Source organism: Streptantibioticus ferralitis (assembly GCF_029223525.1).
Lineage (GTDB): Bacteria > Actinomycetota > Actinomycetes > Streptomycetales > Streptomycetaceae > Streptantibioticus_A > Streptantibioticus_A ferralitis.
The window spans coordinates 1-16,750 of sequence record NZ_JARHTQ010000006.1 but is presented as its reverse complement, the minus strand read 5'-3'; the positions used below and the strand labels follow the sequence as shown (position 1 = coordinate 16,750).

The 16,750-nt window shown below is 71.2% G+C and carries 14 protein-coding genes and 1 pseudogene; 8 read left to right on the top strand and 7 right to left on the bottom strand.

Going from position 1 to position 16,750, the window contains the following annotated elements; translation table 11 throughout:
- Positions 1 to 70 precede the first annotated feature (70 nt).
- The 6 genes and pseudogenes from P2L57_RS11005 (at position 71) to P2L57_RS10980 (ending at position 3,950) form a co-directional block, all read left to right on the top strand.
- Positions 71 to 304: a hypothetical protein gene (locus P2L57_RS11005; protein ID WP_275812022.1), complete on the top strand. Its 234-nt coding sequence runs from the start codon at positions 71 to 73 to the stop codon at positions 302 to 304.
- A gap of 221 nt (positions 305 to 525) precedes the next feature.
- Positions 526 to 789, top strand: a pseudogene (locus P2L57_RS11000) (GNAT family N-acetyltransferase); the annotation flags it as partial.
- A gap of 27 nt (positions 790 to 816) precedes the next feature.
- Positions 817 to 1,125, top strand: a complete 309-nt coding sequence (locus P2L57_RS10995) for a hypothetical protein (RefSeq protein ID WP_275812017.1) — start codon at positions 817 to 819, stop codon at positions 1,123 to 1,125.
- 223 nt (positions 1,126 to 1,348) lie between these two features.
- Positions 1,349 to 1,744, top strand: a complete 396-nt coding sequence (locus P2L57_RS10990; protein ID WP_275812014.1) for a DUF3592 domain-containing protein — start codon at positions 1,349 to 1,351, stop codon at positions 1,742 to 1,744.
- Positions 1,745 to 2,404: 660 nt separating this feature from the next.
- Positions 2,405 to 3,235 carry a hypothetical protein gene (locus tag P2L57_RS10985; protein WP_275812011.1) on the top strand — a complete coding sequence of 277 codons (831 nt, stop codon included), beginning with the start codon at positions 2,405 to 2,407 and terminating at the stop codon, positions 3,233 to 3,235.
- A gap of 103 nt (positions 3,236 to 3,338) precedes the next feature.
- Positions 3,339 to 3,950 (top strand): GTP-binding protein, encoded by a 612-nt coding sequence (locus tag P2L57_RS10980; protein WP_275812009.1) that lies wholly within the window; start codon positions 3,339 to 3,341, stop codon positions 3,948 to 3,950.
- A gap of 2 nt (positions 3,951 to 3,952) precedes the next feature.
- Here P2L57_RS10980 and P2L57_RS10975 read toward each other — a convergent pair whose 3' ends face one another.
- The 5 genes from P2L57_RS10975 to P2L57_RS10955 form a co-directional block, all read right to left on the bottom strand.
- Entirely contained in the window at positions 3,953 to 5,626 is a 1,674-nt protein-coding gene (locus P2L57_RS10975) for a bifunctional diguanylate cyclase/phosphodiesterase (protein WP_275812006.1), read from the bottom strand.
- A 171-nt stretch (positions 5,627 to 5,797) separates the two neighbouring features.
- Positions 5,798 to 6,985, bottom strand: coding sequence for a lipid-transfer protein (locus P2L57_RS10970; RefSeq protein WP_275812004.1), 1,188 nt, complete (start codon positions 6,983 to 6,985; stop codon positions 5,798 to 5,800).
- Positions 6,982 to 7,428: a Zn-ribbon domain-containing OB-fold protein gene (locus P2L57_RS10965; protein WP_275812001.1), complete on the bottom strand. Its 447-nt coding sequence runs from the start codon at positions 7,426 to 7,428 to the stop codon at positions 6,982 to 6,984. The genes P2L57_RS10970 and P2L57_RS10965 overlap by 4 nt, the downstream gene beginning before the upstream one ends.
- 25 nt (positions 7,429 to 7,453) lie before the next feature.
- Positions 7,454 to 8,254, bottom strand: a complete 801-nt coding sequence (locus P2L57_RS10960; protein ID WP_275811998.1) for a M15 family metallopeptidase — start codon at positions 8,252 to 8,254, stop codon at positions 7,454 to 7,456.
- A 14-nt stretch (positions 8,255 to 8,268) separates the two neighbouring features.
- A complete protein-coding gene (locus P2L57_RS10955; RefSeq protein WP_275811995.1) occupies positions 8,269 to 10,611 on the bottom strand; it encodes a glycoside hydrolase family 31 protein in 2,343 nt (780 codons plus the stop codon).
- A 227-nt stretch (positions 10,612 to 10,838) separates the two neighbouring features.
- On the opposite strand from P2L57_RS10955, the gene P2L57_RS10950 reads away from it, so the two are divergent.
- Positions 10,839 to 12,854: an acetoacetate--CoA ligase gene (locus P2L57_RS10950; RefSeq protein ID WP_275811992.1), complete on the top strand. Its 2,016-nt coding sequence runs from the start codon at positions 10,839 to 10,841 to the stop codon at positions 12,852 to 12,854.
- A 139-nt stretch (positions 12,855 to 12,993) separates the two neighbouring features.
- Positions 12,994 to 13,929, top strand: a complete 936-nt coding sequence (locus tag P2L57_RS10945) for a DUF8829 domain-containing protein (protein ID WP_275811990.1) — start codon at positions 12,994 to 12,996, stop codon at positions 13,927 to 13,929.
- A 92-nt stretch (positions 13,930 to 14,021) separates the two neighbouring features.
- On the opposite strand, the gene ptsP is transcribed toward P2L57_RS10945, so the two are convergent.
- Positions 14,022 to 15,692 (bottom strand): phosphoenolpyruvate--protein phosphotransferase, encoded by a 1,671-nt coding sequence (ptsP, locus tag P2L57_RS10940; RefSeq protein WP_275811988.1) that lies wholly within the window; start codon positions 15,690 to 15,692, stop codon positions 14,022 to 14,024.
- Between the two features lie 117 nt (positions 15,693 to 15,809).
- Positions 15,810 to 16,259, bottom strand: a complete 450-nt coding sequence (locus P2L57_RS10935; protein ID WP_275811987.1) for a PTS sugar transporter subunit IIA — start codon at positions 16,257 to 16,259, stop codon at positions 15,810 to 15,812.
- Positions 16,260 to 16,750: the final 491 nt, after the last annotated feature.

The window sequence follows — 16,750 nt, the reverse complement described above, 5'->3', positions numbered from 1 at the left end:
CTGTCGGCGCACGCCAGGGTCGGGCAGGGTGGACGCGTCCGTGAAGCGATCAACGGGAGGGGAACGGCAGTTGAGCAAGCGTACGAAGAAGCCCGTGCCGGTGAGCGCGGCCCGACTCCGGGACGGCTGGATGCAACCAGCCGGGGGAGCCGGGGGCAGGGTGCGGCTGATCCGCCCCGGAGAGGAGCACGCGGCGGACGCCCTGATGCGCCTGGCGGGGGTGGAGCTGGACCCCTACCTGGAGCGGGCCATCGGCGACGGCTCGATCGCCCACACGCTGCTGACCGGACGACCACAACCGTGACGCGTACTACGAGACGGCGCTGAAGGCGTGCATGCGGCCCCAGCTGATCGAGGGGATGCCTAGCATGTCCCTGGTCCTGGTCGCCGAGGACGAGGCCGGCGACGTGGTGGGCGTGCTCGCCGGGATGCCCGCCGCGACCATGCTCAAGGAGGCGTCGGACTCCGGCTACAACCCGGAACAGCTCGTCACGCTCTCCCTGGTCCCCCACCAAACTCCAGGCGCTCGCGGTGGCCGAACAGGCCCGAGGCCAGGGCCTCGCCGGCGCCCTGCTCAAGCGGGCCTGGCAGATCTACCAGCAGCTCGGATTCTTCCTCGCCTACGGCCAGTTCGACGTCGGCAGCGGCCTGGAAGCCTTCTACGGCAGCCACGGCTTCGCCGTCCACACGCCCGGCGAGCGGCTGTCCCTGGAGCGCATCAACCTGCCGATGGCCATCAACGCGGGCCCCGGCGAGCAGCTGTTCTCCCGCTGGCGCCCGCGCGGCTGACGGCCCACCACGACGAGGGGATCGACGATGACGCGCTACAACAAGCGGATCGACCCGGTCGGCGACAACGGGCTGACCCGCTCCCAGCAGGCCGTCGCCCGCCGCTGGGGCGAGCTCCTCGAACAGCTTCCCCGGCTCGCCGCAGCTCTGGAGAAAGAGGACTTCGAGACGCTGGCCGACAAGGGCGAGCGCCTGGCCCACCTCGCCGACTCGTTGTGGCGCGATGCGCGAGCGGCGGACCGGGCCCCCGTACCGGACCGCGGCGCGGTGTTCGCCGCCGTCGATCCCGACGCACTCGACTCACCGGTCGGCCGCGCGCTGCACCCGGACCGGTAACCCAACACCACCAAGCCCAGCACGACACAGAGGACCCCGGCGATCAAGCCGCCGGGGTCCTCTCACTGTTCAAGACCAGTCTCAGCGCCAACCGCTGTACCGATGTCCCCCAAGCACAGCTGGGGTGCCCGCGCACCTTCGTGAACCGTCGGGCTGCGTGCCGCGTCCTCCTGATGCGCGGCCCGTGCCGGGCGGGCGCTGCGCGAGGGAGGGCAGGGGACGGATGACCGGTGAAACGATCGGTGTCGGGCTGGCCGTGTTGGTGGGCCTGGTGGGTCTGTGGGCCGGTGCGCGGGAGGCACGGCTGCAGATGCGGCTCAGCCGCTACGGGCTGCATGCCGAGGGGGTGGTGGTGGACCAGGAGCATGAGCCTGGGGACGACTCTTCGACGCCCGTCATCGAGTTCACCGACCGGCAGGGCCGACCCGTCAGGTTCCGGCCCCCCACGACGGCGACGGGGCTGGCCCTCGGAACCCAGGTACCGGTCGCCTACCTGCCCGAAAGGCCGAAAAGCGCACGGGTATTCACCCGGAAGTATCGCCTGCACCGGATCGTCGGCCTGTTCTTCGGAGCCATGCTCTGGCTCGGCGTCGCGGCTGGAGTCGTGTTCACGCACTGAGCTTGTTCTCCCGGAGACCGTCCGCCGCCCCGGATCAACCCGAGGCTCCACGACCGTGCGCCTGACCTGCTAGGCACTCAAGATCGAGTGCTTAGCGTTAATGGCTGTACCGGTGTTCCCCAAGCCCGACCCATGGGACGGCCGTCTGCGGGGGGAGGCGCCGAGAGATCCGCTCACCGCCCGCGCCGCCGGCGACTGGCGGGAGGCCCCGTCCGGTGCGCCCGATGGCCGTGCGCCCGCCCCGCTGGACCCCATGACGGCCGTCCCTTCACACCTGTCATCCACGCTGAGGTGCCGAGGACTGTTCGCGGCATCCATGCCCAACCGGCCGTGCGATATGCGTAGTTCGTCTGTCGTGAGAATTCTCCAGCGGGAAGCCGCCGGGTGTCTTCGCGGCCTGCTCACAGGCCCGGTTGTGGTGCCCGAAGCGCTCATGGATCCGATCGCCGGCGCAGGTGAGCGCGACCCTCACAGGTTTTGCGACTATGGGCATAACGATCCAGGTCATTCCCTGTGCGGCGGTCCGAGTTCCCCCTATGCTCCGGAAGCATGCCGATATTTGGTTCTCGTCGTAGCGTGACCCCTCGTTTGGCGCCCGAGCTCGATGACACAAAACTCGGCAAAGTGCGCAAACAGCTGGAATCCCCGGCAATGCCCGGTATGACGGATATCCGTGTCGACCTGGTGGCGGACCTGCTCCAGGAGCCGGGGTCCGACTGGGACCGGCGTACCCACCGGATGATGGTGCTGGCCTCCGTCGCGCATCCCGGCCTCACCCGCAGCTGGGTCCGGCGGCAGCCGAACAGCGCCGACGCCCTGCTCTTCCGGGCTTGGGTGGAGCTCGTACACGGCCAGCGGGAAGGCACCCTGGCGAATCCGCAGGAGACCATCGACGGCTGCTACCGCGCCGCCGAACTGAGACCCGAGGACCCGGCGCCGTGGCTCGCGATGCTGCGCACGCTACGGCTGCTGGGTCGCCCCACGCAGGAGGTCTTCCCGGTGTGGCGCGAGGTGACCATCCGCGACGCCTGGCACCGTGAGGCATACCTGCAGATGCTCGGCTACCTCTCGCCCGAGGAGTGCGGCTCGCACACCCAGGTGCTGGACTTCCTCGACGCCACGCGCGCCGGAATGCCGCCCAACGCGCCAGCTGCGGGCGTGGAGTTGGTGGCGATGGTCGACCGCTACTGGCGAGCCGTGTCGGCGGGCGGCGTCGACGCGCTGATGGCCGCCCGGCTGTGGACCCAGCCCCCGGCCGCCGCCGCACTGGAGCGCGCGGTCACCGAATGGCCGCAGCCCGGATTCCTCCAGCACGCCGCGGCCCTGGCCGATCTGAACACCCTGGCGTACGGGCTCGTCCACGCCAAGCACACCCCGGATGCCGCCCCGGTGTTCCAGCTGATCGGCGGGATCGTCACCGCCTTCCCGTGGAAGCTGGACGGGGAGCCGCTCAAGCAGTTCAGCCACTGGCAGGCACAGGCGCTGCGCTGAGCGCGCCGGCGCCCCTGGGGCCGGGGCCTTCGCTCTCGAACTCCCGTGGGCCGCTAGAGTCTTCAACACACTTGCACGGACGGCAAACCTGGAGAAGAGATCCATGGCCTTCGGGCGCTTTGACCGCCGCCGAAAGTCCTCCGCCACTGAGCCTGTCGCGCTCAAGATCCTGGTCGCGGGCGGCTTCGGTGTCGGCAAGACCACCCTGGTCGGCGCGGTCAGTGAAATCCGGCCGCTGCGCACCGAGGAGGCGTTGACCGAGGCGGGACGGCCGGTCGACGACACCACGGGGGTGGAGGGCAAGAACACCACCACGGTGGCGATGGACTTCGGCCGGATCACGCTTCGCGAGGACCTGGTCCTGTACCTGTTCGGCACGCCCGGGCAGAATCGATTCTGGTTCCTGTGGGACGAGTTGGCGCAGGGCGCGCTCGGTGCGGTGGTACTGGCCGACACCCGGCGCCTTGAGGACTGCTTCGCCGCGATCGACTACTTCGAGCGGCGCGGAATCTCCTTTGCGGTCGCCGTCAACTGTTTCGACGGTGCCGAGCGGCACGCACTCGACATGGTGCGCGACGCGCTGGACCTCGATCCGCATGTGCCGCTGCTGATGTGCGACGCGCGGGATCGGGAGTCCGCGAAGGAGGTGCTGATCGCGGTGGTCTCGCACGCGATGGAGCGGTCCGGCGCGCACCGGGAACCAGCCGCCACCTGAGGTCAGGTGGCGGCAGCGCGGCGGACCGGGTGCGGGCGGCTGTCTCCCCGCAGTATCTGGTGCCCCGCGGTGCCCGCGTCGGCCCGCACCCAACTCGTACCGTCCAGCGCCTTCGCCTCCTTCTTCAGCGTCGCCAGCTGACCCGCGGCCTCGTGGTGGTCCAGGATCCGCCCCGGTGGACAGACCAGCGTCGCCAGTGACAGCGTCACCGGAAGGCCGCCCGCCGACCAGGGGCGGTCCAGCACGGTGGTGGCGATGGCGCCCAACTCCTCCGGCGCGCACAGCACGAGGAAGTCATCACCGCCGATATGTCCCACCAGGGCACCGGTGAACTGCCGTGTGCACAGCGCCAGATGATGGCCGACCGCCCGGATCAACTCATCGCCCGCCGCGAACCCGGCCTCGTCGTTGATCTGCTTGAACGCGTCCACGTCCAGCCAGCTCACCGCGAACCCGCGGCCGTGTGCGATCCGCTGCTCCAGCTCGGAGTTGACCACGTCGGAACCAGGCAGCCTGGTGAGCGGGTTGAGACTGACCGCCTCCTCCACCCGGCTCTCGGCGAGCGACCGCACGATGTCGGCGAGCCGCACCACGCCGACGCAGCGACCCGCCGGGTCGACCACGGCCACATCGTCCCCGGTACGCCGTCGCGAGTCGGCGGCGACCACGTCCAGCACCTGCCACGCGGTGGCGCCGAGCGCGATGGTACGAGGATGGTCGGCGAGGCGCAGTGCGGGACGGTCGGCGTGCAGGGCATGCCCGTACCGGCCGGACAGCGACAGCAGGAAGCGGTCCCGGTCTATGGCGCGTACCGGTCTGCCGTCATCGTCCACCAGCACCACTCCGGAAATCTCCTCGCTGGAGGTCAGCAGGTTCCGCACCCGTTCCGCGGAGACCGACAGCGGCAGCAGGGCGGCGGGCCGCAGGAACGCCGCGACCGGGGGACCGGCGGGTGCCGACGCGGGCACGGCGGCGGCCGGGGGCGGCACCGGCGGCCGGTACACGTCGACGGTGGGGCGGCCGGAGGCGGGTGCGAACAGGTTGCCCTGCGCGAGGTGTACGCCCACCTCCCGCACCGCCGCGAACTGCCGTTCCGTCTCCACCCCTTCGGCGGCCAGCCGTCCGCCGATGCCCTCACAGAAGTGCCGCAGCGCGCTGACCACCGCCCGCCGGCGGCCGTCGCCCGGCAGCCGGGTGGTCAGCGAGGCGTCGAGCTTGACGATGTCGGGGGCCAGCTCGGACAGCAGCCGCAGCGGGATGTCCCCGTCGCCGACACCGTCCACGCAGATCCGGTACCCCCGCTCGCGCAGACTGCGTACGGCCTCCAGTAGCGGGTCCTGCCACAGACCGGAGAACGGCGGGCCCACGTCGACGGTGATCTCCCATGGCCGGCGGCCCGCCTCCCGTACCGCGGTCAACAGCGGTGTGGGCTCGGGGAGTTGGGCGAGCGTGGCCGCGAACAGGTTGACGTGCAGCGGCAGCAGCGCCTCTTGGCGCGCGGCCGACCGTACGGCGAGCGCGGCGATCTCCACGTCGAGTTCGGGGGAGCGGCGAGCCGAGCCCAGCAGGTCGCCCTCCTCGGGCCGGGCGAGGAGTTCCAGGGCCGCCACCGAGCCGGTCACCACGTTGACCACAGGCTGAAACGCGAAGCGCAGACGATCGGTCCAGGCAGGCACGGATCCAGGATGCATCCGGGGCGCCGGCGCCTCGGTGCGCTTTACGATGCGTTCACGCAACCTTCCGGGTACGGAGAGGAGTCGACCGCCGCGCATCAGTGGTTGCCCGCCGCGGAGTTCAGGCCGCTGCCCGCCGGACGAGCCGCCCCGGCAACGATCCGCCGGAAGGGCTCACCGCACCGCGATGACCGCGGACCCATGGCCGAACAACCCCTGGTTCACCGACAGCCCGCATCGCGCGCCGGCGACCTGCCGTCCGCCCGCCTGCCCGCGCAACTGCCAGGTCAGCTCGCAGACCTGGCTGATCGCCTGTGCCGGAACCGCCTCGCCGAACGAGGCGAGCCCGCCACTGGGGTTGACCGGTATCCGCCCGCCCAGCGCGGTCGCCCCCTCCCGGAGCAGCTTCACGCCCTCACCGGCGGGGCACAGGCCCACGTCCTCGTACCACTCCAACTCCAAGGCGGTGGACAGGTCGTATACCTCGGCCAGGTCCAGATCCGCGGGCCCGGTCCCGGCCTCCGCGTAGGCCGCCGCCGCGATCGAGGCCCGGAAGCCGATGGCGGGCGGCGCCACGACCGCCGCCGAGTCGGTCGCGAAGTCCGGCAGATCCAGCGTGGTTCTGGGATAGCGCGGGGTGACGGTGGAGACCGCGCGGATACGCACCGGATCCACCCCGTGCCGACGGGCGAAGGACATGCTGGACAGCACCAGCGCCGCAGCCCCGTCGGAGGTCGCGCAGATGTCCAGCAGCCGCAGCGGATCGGCCACGACCGGAGACGCGGCGACCTCCTCGGCGGTGACCGCCTTGCGGTAACGGGCATGCGGATTCGCCCGGCCCGCCGCCGCGTTCTTCACCTTGACCTGGGCGAAGTCATCCGGCGTGTCGCCGTACAGCGCCATGCGGCGGCGTGCGTACAGCCCGAAGTACACCGGGTTGGTGGCACCCAGCACCCGGAACCGCAGCCAGTCGGGATCGTCCGGCCGGTCCCCGCCCGCCGGTGCGAAGAAGCCCTTGGGCGCCGCGTCCGCGCCGACCACCAGGGCCACGTCCGCCATTCCCGCCAGGATCTGGGCGCGCGCGGTGTTGATCGCCTGTGCGCCCGAGGCGCAGGCCGCGTACACGCTGGTGACCCGTGCCCCCTGCCAGCCGAGCGCCTGGGCGAAGGCGGCGCCCGCCACATGGCCCGGATAGCCACCGCGCACCGTGTCCGCGCCGACCACCAACTGGACGTCGTTCCACCCCAGTTGGGCGTCACTGAGCGCCGACCGCGCGGCCGTCACCCCGTACTCGACGAATCTGCGGCCCCACTTGCCCCACGGGTGCATCCCGGCGCCGAGCACCGCTATGTCATCGGTCATACCGGACCTCCCACCGGCCGCCAGTGCCAGGTGGTCCAGGTGCGCTCGGCGTCCTGGTGCAGTACACCCGGTACGACCTCGACCGCCATGCCGACCGCGAGGTCGGCGACCGTGACGCCCGGCGCTGCCTGGCCCAGGACCACCATGCGCTCCGCCGCCAGCTCCACCGCGACCACCGTGTACGGCTCCCAGGGGGCGTCCGGCGTACCGGGGTAGGGTGCGGGCGGCCGGTAGCGGCCGTCGGTGTACGACCAGACGGTCCCGGTACGCGACAGCGGCACCTCGTCCAACTCCGAACCCGCACAAGACGGATTGCGGCAGTAGGCGTCAGCCCTGGGGAAGAACACCGAACCGCACATCCGGCATCGGGTGCCGAGCAACCGGAACCCGTCCGGATCGTCGTCCGCGTTGAACCAGCCGGCTACGACCGGAGTACGCATCATGCACCTGACGGTATGTCAGTTGCGGTCATCCCCGCAATGCGCTCCGCCACACGGGGAAGTCGAAGTACCTGTCGGGGAACGGCTCCCGCTGGTAGGTGAAGTGCCACCACTCCGTGGGCAGGTTCACGAAACCGGCCCGCGCCATACCGTGTTTCAGCAACTGGCGGTCGGCGCGCTGTACGCCGACGACCCGCGGGTCGTCGGTGTGCGCGAGGGTGTCGAAGCAGTCGAAGCCGGTGCCCATGTCGATCGAGTTGTCCGGGAAGCGCCGGTCCCGCGGTGCGTAGCACGGCACCAGCCGCTCTCCCGGCCGGTACGGCCGCGTCGGCCGCGCCGGAAGCCTGACCAGGGTCAGGTCCATCGTGCTGCCCCGGCTGTGACCGGACTTCTGCGCGATGTAGCCGTCCTTGAACAGCACCGACTTGTCCACCCGTGGATAGAACTCGGCCTTCATCCGCTGGTCGTCGAGGTCCCTGGCCCAGGCGACGAAGTCGTCGACAGCCCGCTGCGGCCGGTAGCAGTCGTACACCTTCAGCGTGTACCCGAGCTTGCGGAACGAAAGCTGCGCGCGGTGCAGCGCCCGCGCCGCCGTCCGGGTCAGGATGCACATGGGCTGCCGGTAGCCGTGGACCCGGCGGCCCATGAAGTCATGCGGGGTGTAGTAGCGGATCTCCTGGAGGATCGTCGGGTCGACATCGCTGAGCGCGACGAACTCCCTCGGTGCCTTGGGCGGTCGGCCCGCCCTGGCCGGGGAGGCGACGGTCAGGGCGAGCAGTGCGGCGGCGAGCAGCGCGAGGGCGCGCGGTACGAGGGCCGGTCGGGTCATGCCTCATGCACCTATCACGCGTCCCCTCGGACGCGAAGCACATAACCGGCCTCGTCCGCCCCCTCCCGCTCCACCGCCACGGCACCGACCCGCCAACGCGAGGTGAACCGCTCCACGCGCGGCTCCGCCCAGCCGTCCCCCTCGTCGGTGATCAGCACCCCCGTGCCGGTCCGCCCGGCCGCCGGAGCCCACACCTCCAACTCCAGCCCGCCGTCCACCGCGACGGGCAGCACCGATCCGGCGCGCGCCAGCACCGGCGTACGGTGCAGCGGCGCGTCCAGCAGCGCCTGGCCCGGGCCCTCGTGGAAGGCGCCGGTGGCCGTGTCGTACCACCGGCCGCGCGGCAGCCGCACCGCCCGCTCGGTCGCGCCCGGCTCCAGGACCGGCGCCACCAACAACGCGTCTCCCAGCAGAAAGGCGTCACCGGCGCCCCGCAACTTGCGGTCCTCCGGATCGTGCCACCACAGCGGCCGCACATAGGGCACCCCCGTGCGGTGCGCCAGATGCGCCAGCGTGTACAGGTACGGCATCAGGCGGACCCGCTCCGCCAATGCCGCCCGTACGCACTCCTCGGCCTCCGGCCCGAACTCCCACGGCTCCCGCCGCCCCGCGTTGATCGCCGAATGGGTACGGAAGAACGGCAGGTACGCGGACAGCTGCCACCACCGCACATACAGTTCGGGCGACGGCATCGCGTGGAAGCCGCCCACATCGGGACCCGAGTACGGCACCCCGCACAGTCCCAGCCCCAGTACCAGCGCCAACGAGGCACGCAGCCCCGGCCAGCCGGTCGCCACATCCCCGGACCAGGTGCCGCCGTACCGCTGCATCCCCGCCCACCCGGAGCGGGAGAACAGGAACGGCCGCTCCCGCGGTCGCAGTTCGCGCAGCGCCTCGTATCCGGCGCGGGCCATCGCCAGAGCGTAGACGTTGTGCGCCTCGCGGTGGTCGCCGCCGCGCCCCTCCAGGCTGTGCCGGGCCGAGCGCGGCAGCGTCGACTCGCCGTACGGCGCGAACGCGGCGAACGACGTCGGCTCGTTCATGTCATGCCAGACGCCCGCGAAACCCTGCTCAAGGCGCTCCGCGTACAGACCGCCCCACCACTTGCGCACCCGCGGCTCGGTGAAGTCGGGGAAGACCGTCTCGCCGGGCCACACCAGTCCGCGCACCACATGGCCCCGCGCGTCCCGGACGAACGCGTCGGCGGCCGAGCCGCTGTCGTACGCGGCAAGGCCCGGCTCGGCCTTCACCGCGGGATCGACTATGGACACCAGCCGGGTGCCGTGCTCCCGCAACTCCACCGCGAGACCGGGCAGTTCGGGGAAGCGGTCGTTGTCGACGGTGAAGATCCGGTGACCGTCGAAGTGGTCGATGTCCAGATGCAGCGCCGAGACGGGCAGTCCGCGCTCCCGGTACCCGGCCGCGACCCGCCGCACCTCCTGTGCGTCGCCGAACCCCCAGCGCGCGTGCTGGTAGCCGAGGGCCCAGCGCGGCGGCAGGGCGGGCCGCCCGGTCAACGCCGTCCAGGTGCCCAGCACCCGGCTCGGACTGCCCGCCACCACCCAGTACCGCAGCGGACCGCCGTCGAACCGCACCTCGCAGCTGCCGGGCCGGTCATGCCCGGAACCGGCGCCCTCCACGCCCTCCCGCAGAATCACCCGCCCGTCCCAGGTGTTGTCGTGGAACACCAGATGGCAGCCGCCGTCCGCGACCACCAGTTGCACGGGCATCGTGATGTACAGCGGATCGTCGCCAGGACCGAAGGCACTGCTCGGATCGGTGTTCCACAGACGGTACGAGCCCGTCGTCAACCCGGGCCCGCAGGCCCGCCCGCCGAGCCCGAAGACCGCCGCGTCGGCCGGTGTCTGCGCACGCTGCACCCAGCGGGACGCCCTGCCCGCCCCGTCCCACCAGCGCGGCGGCAGCTCCCGGCGTAGTAAGACCCCGCCGGGCGTACGGAACTCCACCGCGCCGTGCCGGAAGACGACCACCGTGATCCGCTCCGAGACCACCCGCCAGCCGTCCTTGTCCGGCTCCAGCACCGCCCGCGTGTCCGCCTCAGGACACTCGTCCGCCAGCGCATACGACGGCTCCGGCCCCGCGCCGTCCCAGCCGCAGAACACCGCACCGCCCACCGCCACCCGCACCCGCAGCGCGGACTGCGCGAACCGCACCACGCCACCGCCCGGCAGCGGTTCCGCGCAGTACGCGGCCCCCGGCACCCGGGCCCGCTCCGCTCCGCGCCTGGGCAGGTCCCGCGCGTCGATCCGGTATCTGCGCCAAGCGGCCCCCACCGCCCGCCAACCGTTCCGTGACCCCACCATCCGCAGCGAACGCACCAGATCACGCGTATCCATGCCGACCAGCCTCCCAGCCGTACCTGGCATCCCCGCTCGCGTTCAGCCACTGTTCACCCTGGCCGGTGAGCCCACGCGCCAGCCTGCCACCGCCGGGCCGGCAAAGGCCCCTGGCGCGGCGGACGATCACGTGGCATCGTCCTGCCCAGCCGGGCCCGGGGACATTCCACCCGGGTGAGGTACAACGCACACAGGCGTAAAGCTGCGCCACCCAGGGAGTCGTCACCATGACCAGCGCATCGCAGCCCACCCCTGCCCCGCAGCCCCTCTGGCGGCCGGGCCCGGAACGGATCGCCGGAACCCGGCTGACCCGGTTCCAGGCATGGGCGGCCGAGACGCACGGCGCACCCACCGGTGACCCCGCCGACCCGCTCGCCTCCTACCAGGCCCTGCACTCCTGGTCGGTGCGCGAACCGGCACGGTTCTGGCAGGCCGTCGTCGAATGGTCCGGGGTGCGCTTCACCACCCCGTACGAGACCGTCCTGGCCGACGCCGCGATGCCCGGCGCGCGCTGGTTCCCCGGCGCCACCCTCAACTACGCCGAACACGCTCTGCGCGCCGCGGAGGACCCGGACCGCGCCCACCAGGCGTCGCTGCTCCACCTCGACGAGCGGCACGAGATCCGCGAGACCAGCTGGAGCGAGCTGCGCCGCCAGGTCGCCTCCCTCGCCGACCACCTGCGCCGACTTGGAGTGCGCCCGGGCGACCGGGTCAGCGGCTACGTACCGAACACCCCGCACGCCGTCATCGCCCTGCTCGCCACCGCCGCCGTGGGCGCGGTGTGGACCTCCTGCGCCCCCGACTTCGGCGCCCGCGGAGTGCTCGACCGGTTCCAACAGGTCGAGCCGGTCGTCCTGTTCGCCGTCGACGGCTACCGCTACGGCGGCAAGGAGCACGACCGCACCGAGACCGTCGCCGAACTGCGCCGCGAACTGCCCACGCTGCGCGCCGTCGTCCACATCCCGCTGCTCGGCACCCCCGCGCCGGACGGTGCGCTGGAGTGGGACGCCCTGGTCGCCGGATACGCGGAACCGGTCTACGAGCAGGTGCCGTTCGACCATCCCCTGTGGGTGCTGTACTCCTCCGGCACCACCGGACTGCCCAAGGCGATCGTCCAGTCGCAGGGCGGCATCCTCGTCGAGCACCTCAAGCAGACCGGGCTGCACATGGACCTCGGTCCCGGCGACCGCTTCTTCTGGTACACCTCCACCGGCTGGATGATGTGGAACTTCCTGGTCGGCGGGCTGCTCGCGGGTGCCACGATCATCCTGTACGACGGCAGCCCCGGCCATCCCGACACCGGCGCCCAGTGGCGGGTCGCCGAGCGCACCGGCGCCACCGTCTTCGGCACCTCGGCCGCCTACGTCATGGCCTGCCGCAAGGCCGGTGTGCACCCCGCGCGCGACTACGACCTGTCCGCCGTCCGGTGCGTCGCCACCACCGGGTCGCCGCTGCCGCCGGACGGCTTCCGCTGGGTGCACGACGCGGTCAAGGAGGACGTCTGGCTCGCCTCGGTCAGCGGCGGCACCGATGTGTGCAGCTGCTTCGCGGGCGGCATCCCCACCCTGCCGGTGTACATCGGCGAGCTGCAGGGCCCCTGCCTCGGCACCGACCTGCAGGCCTGGGATCCGGACGGCAAGCCGGTCACCGACGAGGTCGGCGAACTCGTCGTCGTGGGCCCGATGCCGTCGATGCCGGTCCGCTTCTGGAACGACCCGGACGGCACCCGGTACCGCGAGAGCTACTTCGAGATGTACCCCGGCGTCTGGCGGCACGGCGACTGGATCACCATCACCTCACGCGGCACCGTCATCATCCACGGCCGCTCCGACTCCACCCTCAACCGCCAAGGCGTGCGCATGGGGTCGGCCGACATCTACGAAGTCGTCGAACGCCTCCCCGAGATCCGCGAATCCCTGGTCATCGGCGTCGAACAGGCCGACGGCGGGTACTGGATGCCGCTGTTCATCGTGCTCGCGGAAGGAGCCCGGCTCGACGACGCGCTACGGGACCGCATCAAGCAGGCGATCCGCGCGGAACTCTCCCCGCGGCACGTCCCCGACGAGGTCATCGCCGTACCCGGCATCCCGCACACCCTCACCGGCAAGCGCATCGAGGTGCCGGTCAAGCGGCTGCTGCAGGGCACCCCGCTGGAGCAGGCGGTCAACCCCGGATCCGTCGACAACCTCGAACTGCTGCGCATCTACGAGGAGTTGGGCGCGGCCCGACGGCCCGGCAATTGAGCCGACTCCGGGTGTTCTCGCGTGTTGTCACTGCCGTAGGTTACGGTGAGTGAGTAAGGGTTCGAAGACCGTGACCGGTCGGCGGGCCTACACAGCCGTGCTGCTGTGGCTACGGGGGTAGCCGCACGGAGGGGGAACCATGTCTCACACTGACAACCTCAGCACTTCGCGGCGCGTTACCCGCCGTGCGCTGCGTCGCGAAGTGCCCAGCACCGTGGCGTTGTTGGCGGACCGCGAGGACTTCAGCGCGATGCGGTCCTACTCCACCTTCGCCTTCCACGACCACGCCCAGTACCTGCGGCAGATGCAGGGCCTGCTGCGCTCACTCGCCGCACAGGGCATCCACATCAGCGTCGTCCTGTTCGACCCTGACGAATACGCCGCCTACTGCGCCGAGACCGGGCAGGACCCGGACGCCGCCACGACCCGCTCCCGGTACACCGCGGAGGTGGCGGCGGGCGGCGTCACGGTCCCCTACCAGGGGCAACCGGTCGACCATCTCGTCACTCAGCTCATCGGCGCCGCCGACCGGCGCGCCACCTGGGAGTACGCCACCGAGATCCTCGCCAGGTCGACCGGTTGTGGCGACACCCGCGCCGGCGCCGGTGGCCCCAACGCGGCATTCGACCGGGCGTCCGAAGCGCTGACCCGCCTGCTCGAAACGGTGGGCAGCGGCAGGCACCACCTCGTCTGCAGCGTGCCCGTGGTGCCGGTCAGCGGACTGGAAGCACTCGAAAGCCCCCCGCTCGCCGGGGTGTTGCACGTGCGATGCGCCGACGACGGCACGGTCCAGCTCGCCGAGGCCGACGCCCTGATCTTCTGCACCGTACTCGCCGCGGGCATCGCCACCGGCAGCCCCGGCGGCGTGGTGCTGCGCACCGGACGCGGCACACCCACCGAGCCCGACCGGGTACGCGGCTGGAGCCTGCGCGACGGCTGGCTGCACCCCCTCACGGAGGCCGAGGTCTTCAACGCCTACTGCACGGACGCCGAAACCGGCGAACCCGTGCCGCCGGAACCAGGTGTGTCCTACTGCGCGGGCACGGAACTCGCGCCGCCGTCGACCGACACCTGACATGCCACAAGTGTGGGGCGCCCTGCCGTGATGACAGGACGCCCCAGAACACAGCGGATGCCCGAGCGACTCCTCGTCGCCCGGAGCCGGAGTCACTCGCCGGACAGCACCGCCTGCGCGGCAAGCCGCGCCTCCTCGGCCGAATCCGTCGCCCGAGCGGCGGCGGCCGCGCGCTCACACTGCGCGAGCGTGTACTTGGCCAACGTCGCACGCACATACGGGATGGCCGCGGCGCCCATGGACAAGCTGGTCACACCAAGACCGGTCAGCACACAGGCCAACAGCGGATCGGAGGCCGCCTCACCACACACACCACAGCTCTTGCCCTCGGCCTTCGCGGACTCCGCGGCCAGGGCCACCAGGTCGAGCAACGCGGGCTGCCACGGATCCTGCAGCCGCGACACCGCGCCGACCTGGCGGTCAGCGGCGAAGGTGTACTGAGCCAGGTCGTTGGTGCCCAGCGACAGGAACTCGACCTCCTGCAGGATGGACCGCGCCCGCAGCGCTGCCGACGGGATCTCGACCATCGCACCGAACTTCGCCTGCAGCCCGGCCTCGCGGCACGCCTCGGCGAACGCCTTGGCATCGGCACGGTCGGCCACCATCGGGGCCATGACCTCAAGGTAGACCGGCAGTCCGGACGCGGCCGTGGCCAGCGCCCGCAACTGGGTCCGCAGCACCTCGGGGTGGTCCAGCAGCGTCCGCAGACCCCGAACGCCCAGCGCCGGGTTGGGCTCGTCCGCCGGAGTCAGGAACTCCAGCGGCTTGTCCGCGCCCGCGTCCAGCACCCGCACCACGACGCGGCCCTGCGGGAAGGCCTCAAGCACCTTGCGGTAGGCCTCGACCTGCTTGTCCTCCGAGGGCGCCTTCTTGCTGTCGTCCAGGAAGAGGAACTCGGTACGGAACAGGCCCACGCCCTCGGCACCGGCCTCCACCGCCGCCGCGACGTCGGCCGGACCGCCGACGTTGGCGAGCAGCGGCACCTTGTGCCCGTCCGACGTGGCGCCGGGACCGACCGCCGCGGCCAGCGCGGCCTTGCGCTCGGCGGCGGCAGCCTCCAACTCCGCGCGCTTGTCGGCGCTCGGGTTGACGAAGACCTCACCCGTGCTGCCGTCCACGGCGACCACGGTGCTCTCGGCCAACTCACTCGCACCCGGCAGCGCGACGACGGCAGGCACGCCCATCGCCCGGGCGAGGATCGCACTGTGGCTGGTCGGACCGCCCTCCTCGGTGACGAATCCGAGCACCAGAGCCGGGTCGAGCAGCGCGGTGTCCGCCGGGGCGAGATCCCGCGCGATCAGCACATACGGCTCGTCGCTGTCCGGCACACCCGGCATCGGCACGCCCAACAGCCGGGCCACGATGCGGTTGCGCACGTCGTCCAGGTCGGCGACCCGGCCCGCCAGGTACTCCCCGGCTCCGGCCAGCAGCGCCCGGTACGCGGCGAAGGCGTCATAGACGGCACGCTCCGCGGTGCTGCCCACGGCGATCCGACGCTCGACGTCGGACATCAACTCGGGGTCCTGGGCCATCATCGCCTGGGCCTCCAGCACCGCCTGGGCCTCACCGCCGGCCAGGTTGCCGCGCGCGATCAGATCGGCGGCCACGGCCTCCACCGCCTGCCGCGCCCGGCCCTGCTCACGGGGGGCCTCATCCGTGGGGATCTGCTTCGCCGGCGGTTCGAGGACCGCGGTACCCATGTGCCGTACCTCGCCGATCGCCACACCGTGGCTCACACCGACGCCTCGCAGCGTTGTCTCCATCTCACCCGTCTCCGTCGGTGCGGCGGTGGCACCGCCGCGGTTGTGTTGCGCCTGATTCTTCTGTCGGCTTCGTTCGTCGGCGTCGTGGGTTCCGCCGCCGCGCAACAGGGGAGCCGGTCAGCTCCAGAGGAAGATCGTCTGCCCAACGGTGATGTCGCCGTCCTCCGCCACACCAGTCAGCGCATCGGCAGTGGCCTCCAACGCCACGATCGGGCAGACCGGGGACTTACCGGCCTCCTCGACCTGGGCCGGGTTCCAGCGCACGATCGCCTGTCCACGCTTAACACTGTCGCCCTTATTGACGAGAAGCTCGAAGCCCTGGCCGTTGAGCTGAACGGTGTCAATGCCCAGATGCGTCAGCACGCCGTGCCCGTGTTCGTCCACGACGACGAACGCGTGCGGGTGAAGCGAGACGATGACCCCGTCGACCGGTGAGACAGCCTCCGACGGCTCACGAACCGGATCGATCGCGGTCCCAGGGCCCACCATCGCGCCGGAGAAGACCGGGTCGGGAACCGCAGCGAGCCCGATGGCGCGTCCAGCGATGGGGGACGTCACAGTCGTCATGGGAAGCCTCCTATGTGCGGAGTTCAGAGGCGCCGCCCCATCCTGTATCCGGACGGCGTTACCGCTAGAGCAGCCTAACGTCATGGCCAACCGGTTTAGACCATTGGCGGTAGCCCGGCCCACCGCCCGAGCCGTCAGGGCCTCGTAGCTCCGGAGCACCCGGCCTGGCGGGTGATTTGCTTCCGGTACGGGGCTCCAGTACGTTGTCGTCTCCGCCTCGACGAGTGCCGCGGACACGTGTGTCCAGTGAGCGCCGGGTTGACGGAGTGGGAAATCCGGCGGAAAGCTTCTGCTAAAGTCGGAGAGCGCGAAAGCCGAAAGGCCGGAACGCAAAGCAGGAATCCCGCCAGCGGGAATCGGGTCTGAAAAGATCTGATAAGCTGGAGAAACCGAAGGGAAAGCCCGGAGGGGCCGGTGAAACGGTCTCGAAGGAAGCTTCCGTTCCTTGAGAACTCAACAGCGTGCCAAAAGTCAACGCCAGATATGTTGAT